Here is a 15,888-nt window from a genome sequence, read left to right on the forward strand (position 1 = left end):
AATGCATCGAATTGTAAAATACGGATGGTATCATATGAATGGTATCATTCGTGAATAAGAAGTTAGTAATTATATATAATTTAAAAAATACAAAAAAATGAAGAGCCGTAGCCATTACAGCAGCTCAAAATGCATGCTTCCAGTGCGAAAATCCAGTATAAAGAGATCAAATTCAAGGAAGGTAACTATGGCTAAGAAGCTTGCACTGATTGCATTACTTGCCGTTTTCTTCACTTCGGCTTTCTCAATAATCGCTCTTGCGGAAGAAGACATCGAGTGGGTAGAGAAAAAGGATGGAACACCACTGTACTGGGGGGATACAGTAACAGTTAACGGCTATGTTATAAAGGCAGAAGATTTTAACGATAACAAACAGGTGTTTGTTTCAATCTCGAAGGATGGGGAAAAACTGAAGACGTCTCCACTTTCCGCAGGCCTGGAAGTCGTATATGACGACAAGATAAAGGTTTATGCCCAGGAAGTGAACCCGAATTATGAGATTATCAAAAAGGATGGAAAGGAGTTCAAGACAGGAAACTGGAACCCTTATGCTAAACTGGATATCCTTATAAAAGGAGAGCCAGAATTTGACATAGACGTTGAAACAAAAAAGGACACATATGATTCGAAATCTACCGGAGACGGTGCAATTGATGTCTCGATAGAAATTAAAAACGATGGAGACGCAAAAGCTAAAAATGCCGTTCTAACTATCGACACAGCCGGGATGGAAGTCCTTAAAGGAAAAAAGAAATACACACTTGGAGAGGTTCTTAAAGAGGAAACTCTTGAACCTGTGAATATTACATTGAAAGCTCCCAAGCCGTGGGAAGACACTGATCTTAATATAAGTGCAAAAATTACATGTGAGGATGTAAGGAACAAGAAGTACGAAGACATAGGCTTCAAAGTCATAAAAATAGAAAAAAAATGGGGCCTTGTTATTTCAAAGTTTATTACAAGAGATAATCACATGGGAAAGCCTATATACGTCTCGGTCAATGTCCGGAACGTAGGGCTTTGCGACATAGATGACATCGTACTTACTGATTCGATAGCTTCCGAAACGCACCTTAAGAAAGATGCGGTGCTCGAGAAGACCCTTTCTCTTAAATCCGGGGAATTAGCTGAAAAAGTTTTTGAATACACTCTAATTCCTGAAAAACCGGGAGAATTCACCTTCCCAAAAACAACGGCTAACTTTACCCTGCCTAATGGGCAGAATGGGGACGCGGGTTCCAATAACTCGGAAAAGGTAAAAATTTATGGGCCTGAAATCTCAGTTACAAAAACCATAAACAAACAGCAACTGAATTCCGGAGATGAACTGACCGTAACGATCACTGTAAAAAATACAGGAAACATTGATTCAAGTGTGACAGTAACCGACACCGTGCCTCCTGAAGCTAAACTAATAAGCGGGGAAACCAGTTTCAAGCAGATTCTCGGAAGCAGCGGCGGTTCAAAAACAGTAACCTATATCCTTCAAATGCATAAAGAAGGAGAAATCCATCTGCCTGCATGTAAGGCAAGTTTCCTCGACCTTGATGAATATTCAGGAGAGGTCGTTTCGGATACTCCTGTTGTTTATGTAGGAGTGCCGATTTCTCTTGAAGGAAGCAGCAAGCAGCCTGAGGGAAAAACTGACTCCAATCAGGAAAAAAATAAATCATCGGGTCTGGCACAAAATGAAGATCCTGAAGATACTTCCGGATTCGGCCCTGTCCTTGCTATAGCAGGACTTCTCGCAGTTACATTCATCCTGGGAAGAAGACGTACCTGAAAAAACTTAAATTGAGAGTTTCGAACGCTCTGGACTTTCCAGGGCATTCATTTCTTGCATTTAATAGAATCTACTGAGAAAAAAGCCTCATCCCATTACGATTCACTGTTTTCATTACTTATTACAATTTTCATTACTTTTCACTTTTTCATAACCATTTATACCACTTATGAATTATTTTATCTTGCTATTTTTACTGGTCTTCAAAAGTAATAGGTTGATAAGAGCTCTTTTTACCTTGAAACTCATTTGAATAAAAATAAAAATTGAACGACTCTGGTCCAAAATCTAGTGATTTTTGTATTTTTCGATTGAAATCATGAACTTGCAGGAAGAATTCGTTCTTCAATCAAACTCAATATTTGATATCGAAAGACTTCCATCGAGAGGACGTATTTAATGGATTATAACCAATTATAAAATCTAGTGATTTTCAATTTCACGTTTATCACTGGATTTTGCATGAAAGTACATGAGGACATCTTCCTCAAGTACTCTCTTCTTCCTTTTTTTCCATAATCGCGATTATCCCACTAATAATTTTTATGCGTTCATCAACCGAAAAGATTTCAGTCTCAACAATTTTCCTCTTATGAACTTCTCCTTTTTGATACCCTGTTTCATCTTGATACATCTCATCGTTTGTGATAAGGTGCCAAATTATCGTAACTATTTTTCTTGCCAACGCAATAATTGCCTTAGCATACCCAATAGACTTCATTTTCCGGTTAAAAAACTCTTTTAATCTGCTATTTTTCTTTCTTGCTGCTGCCTGAGCTATCTGTGTTAGAATCCACCTTGCTACTTTCGACCCTCTCTTTGTGATTCTCCCTTTGTAGTATTTATCAGCAGATTGATACACATTTGGAACTATTCCAAGCCATGAAGCAAGTTTATCTCCTGAAGGAAAATCTCTTAAATTTCCAATTTCAGAAATTAGAGTTGCTGCACCTATTTCTCCAATACCTGGAATTGACATCAAAATATCCATTTCACGCTTATGCTTTCCATAAGAATAAATGAAGATTTCTTTTTCCAAAACTTCTATTTCATCGTCAAGGTGCTTTATTAATTTAAGACATATTTGAAGCCTTATTGCTGCACTTTGAGATATTTCTCTATCCAGAGTCTCTCTTATCTGAGAACTTTTTTTACGAACGTTTGGAGAAAGGCTTTCTATAATTTGGTCAACAGTTTTACCTGAAGAGATTCCTGATAGAATTGCTACGCCATTTTTACCAAAAATATCTGCCAGTACATCATGTAAATTAAACATTTCAGATGTAAGAATAGCATGAGCTTCATTTTTTATATCTGTTCTTTTTCTAACAAGTGCTAAACGAAGTCGAATGTATGAACGAAATTCCCTCTGATCTTTTGGGAAAACTCTTGATGGCTGAATCATATTATTAAGTGCAAGTTGTGCAATAACTTCTGAGTCAATTTTATCTGTTTTTTTGTGTGTAAATGCCTTCATATCTCGAGCATTTCCAATTATAACAGGTAGATGCTTTATCAATGAATCATGAATAGGTACCCAAAAGTCACTGGTTGATTCGCATGCAACAACATCACATTCTTCTGATACAACCCAATTTTTAAGAGCTAAAATTCCTTCATCATTCCTATCAAAACGTTGTTGCTGTTTTTCACCCGACTTACTAAGAATAGTAGCAATTAAAAAACGTTTATGGATATCTAAACCACAAGATTTGTTTACAATTCCAATCAACTTAAATCACCCCATTTTTTGGGCAGTGGAATTGCCTAAAAGGCAATTTTGCATCCGTGATCAAAGTCACATTTAAGCCTTCGATGACAATTCACTGATTAGTTTTGGAAAGGTTTTTAAAACCAAATCTAGTACAACCTTCCTGCCCAAGGTAATGATGAAATCAATAGTCAAAAAAGGTAAGGTAAAGGTACTTTCATTTCTTTGTGCCTGTTATTCGAAGAATTTCATGTTTGTTTTGGTACTGAGTCAATTGAACAAAAGAAAAAATAAATATCTTTATTAATTTCCAAAATAAAAAAAAGCATGTGAAGCAAAAAAAGAATTGAAAGTGAGAAAAACTCAACACTGCTGTTAGAAGAGGTATCGATATTAGAAAAAATAAATATTTTTTCGAGAAAAAGGAAGCAAAACATGAAAGAACTCGAGAACCGGATCAAAGCGAAAACTCTAGTCCTTACTCACGGAGATTCGGATGGGATATGCTCAGGTGCGATTGCAAAAACCGCTTATCCGGATGCGTATGTATATTTTACAAACCCGGCCAACCTTCTTGAAAAATTAAGGCTTATACAAGATGTGAAAACCCTTATTATTTGCGATATTGCAATCGATGAAAGGAACTGTTCTGAACTTCACACAGCACTCCGAGAATTTGCGGAGACGTCCGACCTTTACTATATTGACCACCATCCTCTCCCTAAAAGCTGTGAAAAAGAGAGCTGGTTCTACCATGATATCGAAGCCTGTTCCTCAGAGTTGACCTACAGGGTCTTTGAGGACCGCCTGGACAGGGATATGCGGAGGGTAGCAATCTACGGAGCGATTGGGGATTTCTGCGACAACACTCCATGTTTAAAGAACTGGGTCAAAGATTGGGATAAAAGGAATCTTTATTTCCAGGCTGGAACCCTGACCCAGGCCATCCTATATAAAGGAAGGGATTACGAATTCAAGAGAAAACTTCTTGAGCCCCTCTCAAAGGACATAATCCCTTCAAATATTCCAGAACTGCTTAAGCTTGCCAGAGAAGCAGCAATTAACGAGGAGAAATTAAGGCTTTTTGTTAAATATAATGTGGAAGTCCTGAGAAACAGCGCGTATATTGTAAATACAAATAACTCCATTTCAAAGGCAGCGATATACGCAGCCTCTTACGGCAGGCGGGAAGTCGGGATTGCAGCCGAATACCGTGAAAGAAAGGTAGCTTATGACCTTAGTATCCGATCCAGGGGAGAGGTAGACGTAAACAATATTCTCCGTTCAGTCGCACCAAGATTCGGAGGAAGCGGCGGTGGACATCCACTTGCGGCAGGCGCTCAAATTCCCGAAGATTCCCTTAACGCATTCCTCAGGGCTTTTGATAAGGAACTAGGGGAAGCACATAGGTAAAGAATCGGAACATGGATAAAAACCGGAACATGGATAAAAACCGGTCATCGGTTGACCAAAACAATTGATTCGCAATCGTCTAACCGGTTTATCACGCCGCGGCATGGGATTTTCGATCAACCCTATTTTGAAAAGGGTTGTGTCACAACCGTTGCGCCGGTTGATCACGCCGAGAACGACATTTTTGTTCAGGTCTTTTTTGAAAAAGGCTTGGAGGTAAAAAACAATGGAAACCAGTAAGACTGCAGCTGAAAGCGGAGTAAGCTTTGAGATAATCTTTGTAGGCCGTTCAAACGTGGGTAAATCCTCGTTGCTAAGGGAACTCTTCGGAGCGAAAGTAAGGGTTGGAAAACGCCCCGGGGTTACCTTACGCCCTGCACATGTCCATGTCTCGGACCTGCTTATCACGGATATGCCTGGCTTCGGCTTCATGAGTGGAGTAAAAGACCGAAAGCAAGACATCGTTAAAGACAAAACCGTGCACTATATCGAAGAAAATGCCGAAAGGATCAAGCTCGGAGTGCTTGTAATAGACAGCCCGTCTTTCCCGCAGATAGTAGACCGCTGGGACTCAAAGGACCAGATTCCGATAGACATTGAAATGTTTGATTTCCTCAGGGAAGTCGGGATTGACACCATTATTGCTGCAAACAAGATGGATAAGGTAAAAGAAAGCGATTATGATTCTCTTCTTGACGAGATTGCAATTCGACTCGGGCTTGAACCTCCCTGGCAGAACTGGAGGCATATAATAGCTCCTATCAGCGCCAAAAAAGGAGACCTGAAAGCTTTAAAAGGTCTGCTTCGGGAAAGGCTGCACGAAATGAAAAGGGATGACCTGTTCAAGTATGTTTGATTTGAAAAAACTCATTATTTTATCCCAAAATTATTTCGCTGTTTAAATTTCTCTGTTTAAATTTCTTTTATTACAGTTATATCTCGCGTATAAATGACTCACCATTTTAATTCAACTTCGAATTTGGTTCATTTTACGTGATTATTCTATAGTATCAAAATGGAATTGTAATTTAATCAAGTTTAATTTTTTGAGTCGCTTGCTGTTGTATCGTATATTAACTTCCAAATAGTTTTGAATCTGCGAAATCATTTCAGGATACAACAAATTGTGGGATTCAAGCCAAAATCATTGATTTTGTTGAGCATGTGCCCACAGCTGATTCAAGTAGTTTATTCAGTTGTTGCAAAAATCACCGTATTTTTGAGAAGGGGGTCGAAATGTGAGGTAAAAGAGAAAAAGGTGTGTAGAAAAGGAAAGAGAATAAAGGAAAGAGAATAAAGGAAAAGAAAGAAAAGGAAAGAAAAGAAAAGAAAAGAAAAGAAACAAAATTTGTAAGTAAATTAGCTTTCCTGGACTTTATCCCCTTTTTTCATAGTTTCTTCGATTCCTTCTCCAATTTTAACATTCATGAGAAAATCATCAACCGTTGCAAGAAGAGAGCCTATTTTTTCAGAGTGAAAATGGACAGCAACTTTATCATTACTGATTTCACTTTCCATGCTTCTAAGGTTATCCGGAGAAAGAGCTTGCAGAATTCTCGCAGCGGATTTTCTTGATTCAGGATCCGGAAATTCAATTGTACCTGTAATTTTCATAAGCACTCCCATCGCTTTTCCATCTTATTATCTTTATCTTTTTTGATTTTTTGCTACGGTCTTCTGGAGCTGGTCACCTATTATTCGGTCTGCAATGCTAAGGAACTCCTCTACACTTCCAAGAGGGATTGAAGCCCCGGAAGCTACACTGTGCCCGCCTCCTCTTCCACCAACTGCACCTGCAGCTTCTCTAAGGGCAAAAGCAAGGTCAAGGCCCTTTGAGACAAGTTCACGGGTTCCTCTTGCCGAGACTTTCAGGATTCCTTCGGATTCATTTATGCAAATAAAAGGAAGTTCGGGGTGAAGGTAACGGACGACCGTGCTTGCAAGGTTCCCGGTAGAAATGGCATCAGCAGTAACAACATACCAGAGATTCTCCCCTTTGCTAATTTTTTCTACGTTTTCTCTGGCGTTCAGTGTAAGTTTCTTCTTATGCTCTTTATTTAAAGAGATGGCTTCATTAATACTCTCCTGGTCTTTCAGGCAAAGAGAAATAGCCAGCCCGTAGATTTTCTGCTTTCCGCATGTGTCAAGGATGGAGATAAAATCGTAAACGTTTCTTACAAGCTCCCGATTCAGAAGCAAAACTTCTCCTATAACAGCCTCAATAGCTTCCGGGCTTGCCTGCCTGACAAGTTTCAGGGCGACAGCATTGGCAAGCCTTGAGATTTCCTCTTCAGACAGGTTTTCAATCTTTCCTGAAAGCCCGAGCTGGTTCAAAAATTCTGTAACTTTCTCAGGGTAACCGGTTATATCCAGAAAAGGTTCAGTACTGTATGCGAGCACGTCTACAAGGTCTCCATCTCCTACTTTGAGTCCCTTCCGAATAGAAACGACCCCTGCTTTTAAGGCTTCCTCCAGGATGAAGGCATTGGCCGTGTGAAAAAGTTGCTTATCTCCAATTGCACCTGCAAGGGCCAGCCCTGCAAGGTCAACGTTATCGGCTGCCAGTTCTCTGGCTACAAGATAGCAGGTGCCAGAAGCTGAGATATCAGTTGCTCCGTCGATTCCAACCAGATGGGCATTTACAACGGCTTTTGCTGGAGATTGCCCTACAGGCTGGTGGTGGTCAAGCACTATAACATCAGCTTCCACCTTCTCAATAAGTTCAGGTTGCCCGCTGCCCATATCGCAAAAAATGACAAGGTCATTCCTGGAGATGCTCTTGTTCACGTCTTCAATAACAGCTTCATCCAGCCTTCCAGCTATCGAAAGCTGGAAACAAATGCCTGCCCGCAGCAGAGCCTGTGCCATTATCCCGGCTGAGGTCAGCCCATCAGCATCATTATGTGAGACTACGCGCACAAATCTGTATTTCCGGATTTTTTCGGCTGCATTTTTTGCAAGATTTATCAGATTCTCAAGCTCGCTCAAAATCCATCACTCAAAAATTCAGTAATAAAGTCAAATGATTATTAGAAAATTAATTAAGATATGTTACTAGTTCATAAAGGATACCAGTCTATACAGGCTTGATAGTATAAAACTTTGTACATTCAATAACTGAAGAGTTTTCGGACAACATATCCAAATTTTAGTTAAATTTGTGCATAATCTTTGTTTTCAGAGTTCTTTGTAAGGACATAGGTTCGTTTTGAAAAAATTGCACACTACTGTAAAACTTGTAGAAACCAGAGAGCCAATTTGGCTCTTCGCTGTTTCTAGTGAGTAACTTACACCTATCTCTTAAATGCCATCTCTTAAATGCTAAAGTAACATATATAAAATTTAGAAACATTTACGGTTGGAAATCACATTCCAGCTTGATGTTTCTCTTTTTGACCTATTACTTTGTAACTGTATGATTATTTTCAACCCCCCACAAAACAACGAAGAGCCAATTTTGCGCTGAAATTTTTTCGATAGATAACCATCAGTTACTTTTACGACTCTATCATTTTCTTTCATCAATTTACTGTCTTTCATCAAGGATCACTACTGCATCAGTACCGGCCAAAAAATCGGCGATTTCTATCCAGAAATCTACATCGAAGCAGACATTATTCAGATTGAATGCCGTTCCTGGATCTCCTATAAATGCAGCGTTGATCAATATTACAGTATTATTATTAGTCAGTTTAAGTTTCTTCTGAATTGAGCCCAGTTATCTTTTTAATATTTTTAAAGATAAGCTTCTGTGACATAATACCTCATCATCCTATGACTGTTAAAATAAGATGCTATCATACCTATTGAATTATTGATTAGCTTGAACCATTCGTCTTGTTGTTCGTAGTACATAGGGACGACGATGTAGTAGAGTTTGTAATAGAGATCTTTGAGCTCAGCAAGTCTTGTTTCTTCTATAGAAATTTTTTCATCTGGTTTGGGCCCAATAGACCAACCTGTTACATCTTCAATCCATCCCTCAATCCACCAGCCATCAAGCACGCTAAGATTCACTACTCCGTTATGGGCAGCTTTCATGCCACTTGTACCTGATGCTTCGTAGGGACAGTTAGGAGTATTAAGCCAGACATCAACTCCAGAAACCATTTTTGCAGCAAGATCCATATTGTAATTTTCCAGAAATGCAATTTTTATTTCGTCACGAAGTGTTTTCATCACTTTATAAATATCCCTTATAATTTGTTTTCCGGCTTCATCATTAGGATGAGCTTTACCTGCAAAAATAAGCTGAATTTTGCCTCTTTTATTTATATTCCTGAGCATCTCAAGATCAGAAAGAATTAAAGTTGGACGCTTATATGATGTCATACGCCGTGAAAAGCCTATTGTAAGAGTATCATAATCCATACCTATACCTGTTTTTTTGTTCACCTCGTCGATCAGATTTCTTTTTGCATTCCAATGTGCTTCCCAGAGTTCAGTGTCTGGAATTTCTCCGACTCTTATCAGAAGTTCGGGTTCATTCTCCCAATCCGGAAGATAGCGATCATAAAGCTTCCTGAAATAAGGGGAAGTCCATGTATAGGAATGAACACCATTTGTAATGGCATGAATTTTGTAGCCAGGGTAAAGTGCACTTGAGATCTGGCTGTGTCTTTTTGTAACGCCATTGATATAGTTCGACAAGTTCATAGCAAAAATGCTTGTATCAAAGTAGTTTTGCCCTCCATACTTGCGAAGAATCTCAACATCGTTTTTATCCTGGATTAGATCTCCTACAAGCCCATAATTAAATTTATCATGCCCTGCTTCCACTGGAGTATGGGTAGTAAAGATACAAAGTTCCTTTACTTTAGTCGGGTCTAAGCTGTTTTGCTTCAAAAGTTCTAGAGCAAGTAAGCTTGAATGCCCTTCATTCATATGGTACTTTCTGACTTTGAACCCAAGAGCATTAAGCATTCGTACTCCCCCGATTCCGAGTACTATCTCCTGCTTGAGTCTATAGCGTTGATCGCCTCCATATAGAAAATCCGTAATCTTGCGGTCTTCCGATTCATTTCCTTCAACATTTGTATCTAGAAAAATTATCGGCACGCAGCCTTCTATATGGCTCTTGTAAGTATAAGTCCAGGCTCTGAGTTTAACGTCTCTATTCTGAATTTTTACTTTTACCTCTTCTTCGCAAAGAGTCATAAAACGCGAAGGATCCCACTCATCAGCATGTTCTGTTTGATTTCCTTCAGGATCAAGAATCTGTCTAAAATAGCCTTTATTGCTTACCAGTGTTACTGCTACCAGTGGGATATTCAGATCCGCGGCTGAGCGGATAACATCACCTGCAAGACCCCCTAATCCCCCTGCATAGGTCGAAATTTCACTACGAAGACCTATCTCCATTGAAAAATAAGCAATATTTTGTCTCTCCAGTACTCCGTGAAGATTCTCCATATCATCAAGTCCTTTATTTTTTTTTAAATTATAACTTGTTTTTTATATTAAAAATCATCACATTTTAAAACATTAAATATACATTTTTGAAAATAAACACAATTTTCTTTGAATAATGTCAACAAATAAATGAAAACGCTTTTAACACTTAACAATATATCAAAATTTTTGTAAAATTTGTTTTATATTATTTAAACATAACTATTAAGCCTATCATCAAAGTTAATTGATATCGATTTTGATGAAAACAAAGAGTTTAATAACTGACTGGTAGACAACGAAAAAGTGCAATCAATTGCCAATAATCAATGAAAATTCATTTAAAAAAATCTGTAAGTTGAATTTTAATGGCGATGGCTAACGATCTTGTTTTATCCGGATTTCTATATTTGTAACTAAATATTGTAACTATATATTGTAACTAAATATTGTAACTAAATATGAAACAAATCCAACTTTCAAATAATATTTGATAAGCAAAATTATTTCATAACCAAACACGTTTTTCCTACGGATAGTGGGACAAAAACCTGCGGACTTCTTCTCTCAGGAGAAAAGAATGAAACAGGAAGAGGCAATCCGGGAAACCGGCTCAGATCATACCAGCTAATCTGGGAATCAGCTAATCTGGGCATGGGGATTTAAGTTTCCGAAGGTGATTACTTGCCTTTGACGGAAACTCTAAGAATTTTGATATGCCTCAAAGGGTTAGATGACTATAAGTTATATCTGAAAGATCAGTAGCATACGAGAATGTCGTAGAAAATTCAAAAGATTAAAAGCTTACAAATTGAAACTTAACATGGGGAGATAATTATGAGTGAGATGACACTTAAGGAGAGACTTTTAAACGCGCTTGAAGGAAAAGAAGTTGACAAAGTACCGGTCTGTTCTGTAACCCAGACAGGAATCGTTGAATTAATGGATGAAGTTGGGGCTCCCTGGCCGGAGGCTCATTCTGATCCTGAAAAAATGGCGAAGCTTGCGATTGCAAACTATGAATTAAGCGGGCTTGAAGCTGTAAGAGTTCCATATTGCCTGACTGTGCTTGCCGAAGCTATGGGCTGTGAGGTTAATATGGGAACCAAAAACAGGCAGCCTTCAGTTACGGCACATCCTTATACCAAAGACCTTGAAGGCATGGAAATGCCTGAGAACCTGCTTGATATGGGAAGAATCAGGGCTGTACTTGATTCAATCAAACTTATAAGGGAAAAAGTAGGGCCAGATGTACCTATTATAGGAGGAATGGAAGGACCTATTACTCTTGCTTCCGATCTGGCGAGTGTAAAGTCCTTTATGAAATGGTCTATTAAAAAGCCTGATCTGTTACATCAGGTACTGGATTTCGCAACTGATGCCACAATAGCGTATGCAAATTCAATGGTTGTTGCAGGAGCAGACATCATCTCCGTCGCCGATCCTGTAGCATCTCCTGACCTGCTGAGTCCAGAATCTTTTAAAAATGATCTCCAGTCAAGGTTGCAGAAGTTTTCCTCAAACGTAAATTCTGTTACGGTACTGCATATATGTGGAAGTGTGTCCCCTATCCTTAACTATATGGCAGATTGCGGTTTCGAAGGTTTGAGCGTTGAAGAAAAAGTTGGCAGTATTAAGAAGGCTAAGGAAGTGCTTGGGGATAGAGCAAGGCTCGTAGGAAATATCTCAAGTCCTTTTGTTCTGCTTCCTGGTCCTGTCGATAAGATAAAAGAAGAATCGAAAAAAGCGATTTCCGAAGGTGTAGATGTACTGGCGCCTGGCTGCGGAATTGCACCTATGACTCCGCTTTCCCACATTAAAGCGATGGTCGAGGCAAGAGACGAATACTACGCTTGAATACTCACAGAAAAACGAATTTAACTAATTTTTCTATTATTTTTTTACGAATTTTTCACTAATTTTTATTAACATTTTTTATTGTCATTTTCAATTTTTTAATATGTTATATGTGCTGCTCGTATCCCATCCAGGGAGGACGGGATCTCGTTCACTTCTTTCTCTCAAGCAGTCTTTTTCTTGATTATATATTCTTATTGTAATTGTTTTGACCGGTTTTTTCGTGTCCTTCATAATTGTAGATCTTGAGTAAATTAAGTGTTAATTTGTACAATCACAACTATATAGTGTTCACTCAACTGTTGCTGCTTAACAGAAAAACCTTCAGTGCTAAATGAGTCGGCCAGTACTAAATATTTCTATATAAATATATCAGGAAACCAAAAAACTACACTCTAAATTTATCAAGAAAACCAGAAAACTACACTCGGGATTTTAAAAAAGGAAAAAGGAGAATTGCCTTATTAGAGGTCGTAGTTCTCCGGCTTGAATACTTTGACTTCCTGTTTATACTTTGTAAGGCAGTCACTCATGAACTTTTCTTTGTCGTCGGTAAGGGCCTCGAAAGCGGCCTTTGCGTCTGCAAGGGCTTTAGCTTCGAATCTGGAGAGCTCGAGTTTACCCCTTGCTCCTTCTTCGACAATATTAATGCATTCGATAGCGGCGTTCTTGGCACGGAGGTAAATATCATTTCCGTCTTTTGCAATTGCCTGTCCTACTCTGTAGGCGTTCGGGTATGCGAGTACATAGCCCTGTGCGTCTCTGTATATATCCGAAGCTACGAACATGTCCCTGAGTATTTTTTCATTACCTGAATCAAGAGCAACATTCATTAGGGCACAGTCATAAGCTAAGGTTTCTCCCCAACACTGAACTGTGGTACCGCCGAATTCGCCGTGATACTCAACAGATTCATTGGACCAGAGGTCGCAGCACTGCATGACAATGTTACCCATCAGGTCGGAGTGAGCACAGGTTGAAGTCTTACCTTCCTGAGCTATCGGGACACCTGCAATGGCTTTTACAATGGTATTCTCGTAACCACAGTCCTTTCCAGGGCCGACTGCGCCGGCTTCATAAGCAACGAGAGATCTTGCGGCAGAAATAGTCCTTGCAATGATTGCAAGTGTGTGGGCGAGGTTCTTGTCCAGCAGCCCGCCTGCAATGAACATCGCAGTGTTTGCCTGGGCACAGTCTGTGTCACCTGATGCTATTACATTATTCTTTTTTGCAACTGATGCAATGTCTTGCCAGATCATTTCCATATCTATGCTGCCGAGAACACCTATGCCGTAAAGTACTCCGGCCATGTCGTTCCTGAGGATTGCATAGTCAAATACTTCTTTTCCACCCATTGACTCTACTGCAAGCATATCAGCACCGTTCTGGGCACACTGTTCGAATGCCTCCATAAAGACGCTGTACTTGTCTCCTCTGAGAGCGAGGAAGTCTCTGGTCTCGCGGATGTCACCAATGGTGTGGCGGAGTGCGCACTTTATGCCGTATTCATCATGGTAATCTTCCATGATAGTTTTCTGGGCGTGTGCAACGGCTGCTCCCCAATCAGGGTGATTGGACATCTGCTGAACATGTTCGGTTTCAAGCACGACAGCTGGAGCTCCGATTTGAACCATCCTTGCCATAATGTCGGTAGTGATCCTTTCGTATTCCTTTATGAGCTTTTCTTTGGATGCTCCTGCTTCAGGTCTTGGGGCATAGTTTACTTCGGGAGTTGTGTAACCGGCACCGATTTCAAGTCCCAGCCCTGTTTTAACTGGCGTGACAGCTTTTCCGAAAACCATGTCATCTGCGCTTGCATAAGCCATTTTAGTACATCTTGTTACTGCCATTACTCCATCTCCTCAGTGTCTATGGAATTTCTCCCTCAGTTTCACAATGTTGTCTCCATTTGCCTTGATGAAATCGGCTATTTTCGCGGCATCGGCTGCTTCCTCACCGTACACGCCAAGCTCATACTCTGACACGAAGTCCTGGTTGACAGCACCACCGCCGCATGCGAATGGAATCCTGTAGCCTTTCTCCAGAAGTTTGTCATTAACTTCCTTGAATGCATACATAGTCGTTGTCATGAGGGCTGTACCTGTAAGCATGAGGGGCTTTTCTTTCTCCACGGCAGCTATTACTTCGTCCACAGGGACATCTCTTCCAAGATCCACTACATCATAGCCGGCTGCTCTCAGTAGTGCGGCCACAATGTTCTTTCCGATATCGTGCACGTCACCTTCTGCAACGTGACAAACGATTTTTCCTTTGGTTTCAGGTGATTTTCCTGCTTTCTGCTTAACGTATTCGATACCTTCCAACATGGCATCAGCAGACATCATGACGTTTGGCAGGAAAATAACTCCCTCATCATAAAGCCTAGAGACTACTCCCATTCCAACCATCAATGCGTCATTAATAAGGGAGATCGGGTCTTTTCCGGAACTGATAGCCTTTTCCAACCCCTCAACAACATCATCCTCTTCGCCTTCAAAGATGGCCTTTGCAATCGGATAAATCATTGAATCCTTTGGGTAAAGTTCTTCTGCAGCCTCTTCTGGTGTCATTTCCTTTTCCATTTTTACGTTGTAACGAACCAGAATGCCACTGGGATCTATATCTATCAAATGTCTAACCTCCATTTTGGCATTTGAGGAGCAAATAATCCCTGAGTATTTACAGGGGTAAAAATCGGGTTAAAAACCAAACTTCTCCTGAGATTGATCTTGATCTTATATCTTGATCTTATTTTGGTATTTAACATTCTCCTTTTTTTCACAGATACAACTACGCGAGATCCAAACAGGTATAAAATCCCAAATTCTTCCCAATTTCTTAAAGGGACTCCTAACTCCTCTTAATTTAATTGGAATCCTATATATATAAAACTCACTGAGCAAGTTTAAGGTTCTAATACTGAACTTCAGGCTGTAATTTTCTTTATTGAGGGGCCTTGTTACTCTTAATGTCCAGTTTTTATGAATTTTCTTTTAAATCAGATATAGTTTGAAAATCTGTACAATTGTTAATACTAAAAGAGTTTTTATAACAGTATGTGGCTCTTAATTTTTTGGCAGGTTAAGTTAATTTTCAGAAAATAATTTGTAATGAAAAGCAGTCAATAACTTTCAAAATAAAATCCTGCACTTTAATAATAACTATATTTTATCTTATCTTTTCTTTCTTAACTTAATCTCTTTTGGAAAAAATATATCTTTCAGCCTTTAGTTTAGTTTGTCTGAAAGCATTTTCTCGAAAGATATATATATCAGTAATGCATTTAGAGGATCCCTGATCTAAGAAGGTCAGTAATCCTTAAATCTATAGATTTTTGCAAAAATCATTTTTTGCGGAAAAATCTATGGTCAAAAATTATTCAAACAAAACCTTTATATAGGAAAAATTCCTTCTATATATCCCTCACAAAAGGCAAAATTGTGAGCATTCGACTCTCTTACTATAATGTAAGGTTATAATGGCAGTATCTCTATAGATTCAAGCAAATTTTTCATTTTGCTACGGATCTCAGAGTAAAAAATTGCCTGAGAGTAAAGCTTTATATACAAGAAATGTCTTGTATACATCCCTCACACAAGCGATTGTGTCGAGGTGAATAACACAAAGCTTTATATACAAGAAATACCTTGTATATGACCCTGCGCAAACTGATTGCGTAGATACAAATCACAAATCTCTTTCATCTTTTAATGGAGTCAGGAGTTGTTTCCTG

11 protein-coding genes are annotated in these 15,888 nt (G+C 39.2%); 4 read left to right on the top strand and 7 right to left on the bottom strand.

Features of this window, described 5'->3' with window-relative positions:
* Nucleotides 1-187: 187 nt before the first annotated feature.
* Nucleotides 188-1,783 carry a BatD family protein gene (locus MSKOL_RS06885; RefSeq protein WP_048154677.1) on the top strand — a complete coding sequence of 532 codons (1,596 nt, stop codon included), beginning with the start codon at nucleotides 188-190 and terminating at the stop codon, nucleotides 1,781-1,783.
* Nucleotides 1,784-2,270: 487 nt separating this feature from the next.
* Here MSKOL_RS06885 and MSKOL_RS06890 read toward each other — a convergent pair whose 3' ends face one another.
* Nucleotides 2,271-3,515 carry an IS110 family transposase gene (locus tag MSKOL_RS06890; RefSeq protein WP_048154679.1) on the bottom strand — a complete coding sequence of 415 codons (1,245 nt, stop codon included), beginning with the start codon at nucleotides 3,513-3,515 and terminating at the stop codon, nucleotides 2,271-2,273.
* Nucleotides 3,516-3,929: 414 nt separating this feature from the next.
* On the opposite strand from MSKOL_RS06890, the gene MSKOL_RS06900 reads away from it, so the two are divergent.
* Entirely contained in the window at nucleotides 3,930-4,907 is a 978-nt protein-coding gene (locus MSKOL_RS06900; RefSeq protein ID WP_048154685.1) for a DHHA1 domain-containing protein, read from the top strand.
* A gap of 226 nt (nucleotides 4,908-5,133) precedes the next feature.
* Nucleotides 5,134-5,763 (top strand): GTP-binding protein EngB, encoded by a 630-nt coding sequence (gene engB / locus MSKOL_RS06905; protein WP_048154686.1) that lies wholly within the window; start codon nucleotides 5,134-5,136, stop codon nucleotides 5,761-5,763.
* A 503-nt stretch (nucleotides 5,764-6,266) separates the two neighbouring features.
* On the opposite strand, the gene MSKOL_RS06910 is transcribed toward engB, so the two are convergent.
* The 4 genes from MSKOL_RS06910 to glgP form a co-directional block, all read right to left on the bottom strand.
* Nucleotides 6,267-6,533 carry a KEOPS complex subunit Pcc1 gene (locus tag MSKOL_RS06910; protein ID WP_231592518.1) on the bottom strand — a complete coding sequence of 89 codons (267 nt, stop codon included), beginning with the start codon at nucleotides 6,531-6,533 and terminating at the stop codon, nucleotides 6,267-6,269.
* A 21-nt stretch (nucleotides 6,534-6,554) separates the two neighbouring features.
* Nucleotides 6,555-7,895 carry a DHH family phosphoesterase gene (locus MSKOL_RS06915; RefSeq protein ID WP_048154689.1) on the bottom strand — a complete coding sequence of 447 codons (1,341 nt, stop codon included), beginning with the start codon at nucleotides 7,893-7,895 and terminating at the stop codon, nucleotides 6,555-6,557.
* A 538-nt stretch (nucleotides 7,896-8,433) separates the two neighbouring features.
* Nucleotides 8,434-8,574, bottom strand: a complete 141-nt coding sequence (locus MSKOL_RS19905) for a hypothetical protein (protein WP_156150987.1) — start codon at nucleotides 8,572-8,574, stop codon at nucleotides 8,434-8,436.
* A gap of 68 nt (nucleotides 8,575-8,642) precedes the next feature.
* Nucleotides 8,643-10,319, bottom strand: coding sequence for an alpha-glucan family phosphorylase (glgP, locus tag MSKOL_RS06920; RefSeq protein ID WP_048154691.1), 1,677 nt, complete (start codon nucleotides 10,317-10,319; stop codon nucleotides 8,643-8,645).
* A gap of 816 nt (nucleotides 10,320-11,135) precedes the next feature.
* Here glgP and mtaA point away from each other — a divergent pair.
* Entirely contained in the window at nucleotides 11,136-12,155 is a 1,020-nt protein-coding gene (gene mtaA, locus MSKOL_RS06925) for a methylcobamide:CoM methyltransferase MtaA (protein WP_048154692.1), read from the top strand.
* 464 nt (nucleotides 12,156-12,619) lie between these two features.
* On the opposite strand, the gene mtaB is transcribed toward mtaA, so the two are convergent.
* Entirely contained in the window at nucleotides 12,620-14,005 is a 1,386-nt protein-coding gene (mtaB, locus tag MSKOL_RS06930; RefSeq protein ID WP_048154694.1) for a methanol--corrinoid protein co-methyltransferase MtaB, read from the bottom strand.
* A 12-nt stretch (nucleotides 14,006-14,017) separates the two neighbouring features.
* The gene (gene mtaC, locus MSKOL_RS06935; RefSeq protein WP_197078850.1) at nucleotides 14,018-14,800 is read right to left on the bottom strand and encodes a methanol--corrinoid protein MtaC; all 783 of its coding nucleotides are present in this window, start codon (nucleotides 14,798-14,800) and stop codon (nucleotides 14,018-14,020) included.
* Nucleotides 14,801-15,888 lie beyond the last annotated feature (1,088 nt).

Origin of the sequence: Methanosarcina sp. Kolksee (assembly GCF_000969945.1) — an archaeon.
Classification (GTDB): Archaea; Halobacteriota; Methanosarcinia; order Methanosarcinales; family Methanosarcinaceae; genus Methanosarcina; species Methanosarcina vacuolata.

Bases quoted from the DNA above. Each gene is read 5' to 3' on its own strand.
- mtaA (WP_048154692.1), top strand. From the start codon at position 11,136: ATGAGTGAGATGACACTTAAGGAGAGACTTTTAAACGCGCTTGAAGGA.
- MSKOL_RS06885 (WP_048154677.1), top strand. From the start codon at position 188: ATGGCTAAGAAGCTTGCACTGATTGCATTACTTGCCGTTTTCTTCACT.
- MSKOL_RS06900 (WP_048154685.1), top strand. From the start codon at position 3,930: ATGAAAGAACTCGAGAACCGGATCAAAGCGAAAACTCTAGTCCTTACT.
- engB (WP_048154686.1), top strand. From the start codon at position 5,134: ATGGAAACCAGTAAGACTGCAGCTGAAAGCGGAGTAAGCTTTGAGATA.
- mtaB (WP_048154694.1), bottom strand. From the start codon at position 14,005: ATGGCAGTAACAAGATGTACTAAAATGGCTTATGCAAGCGCAGATGAC.
- glgP (WP_048154691.1), bottom strand. From the start codon at position 10,319: ATGGAGAATCTTCACGGAGTACTGGAGAGACAAAATATTGCTTATTTT.
- MSKOL_RS06910 (WP_231592518.1), bottom strand. From the start codon at position 6,533: ATGGGAGTGCTTATGAAAATTACAGGTACAATTGAATTTCCGGATCCT.
- mtaC (WP_197078850.1), bottom strand. From the start codon at position 14,800: ATGGAGGTTAGACATTTGATAGATATAGATCCCAGTGGCATTCTGGTT.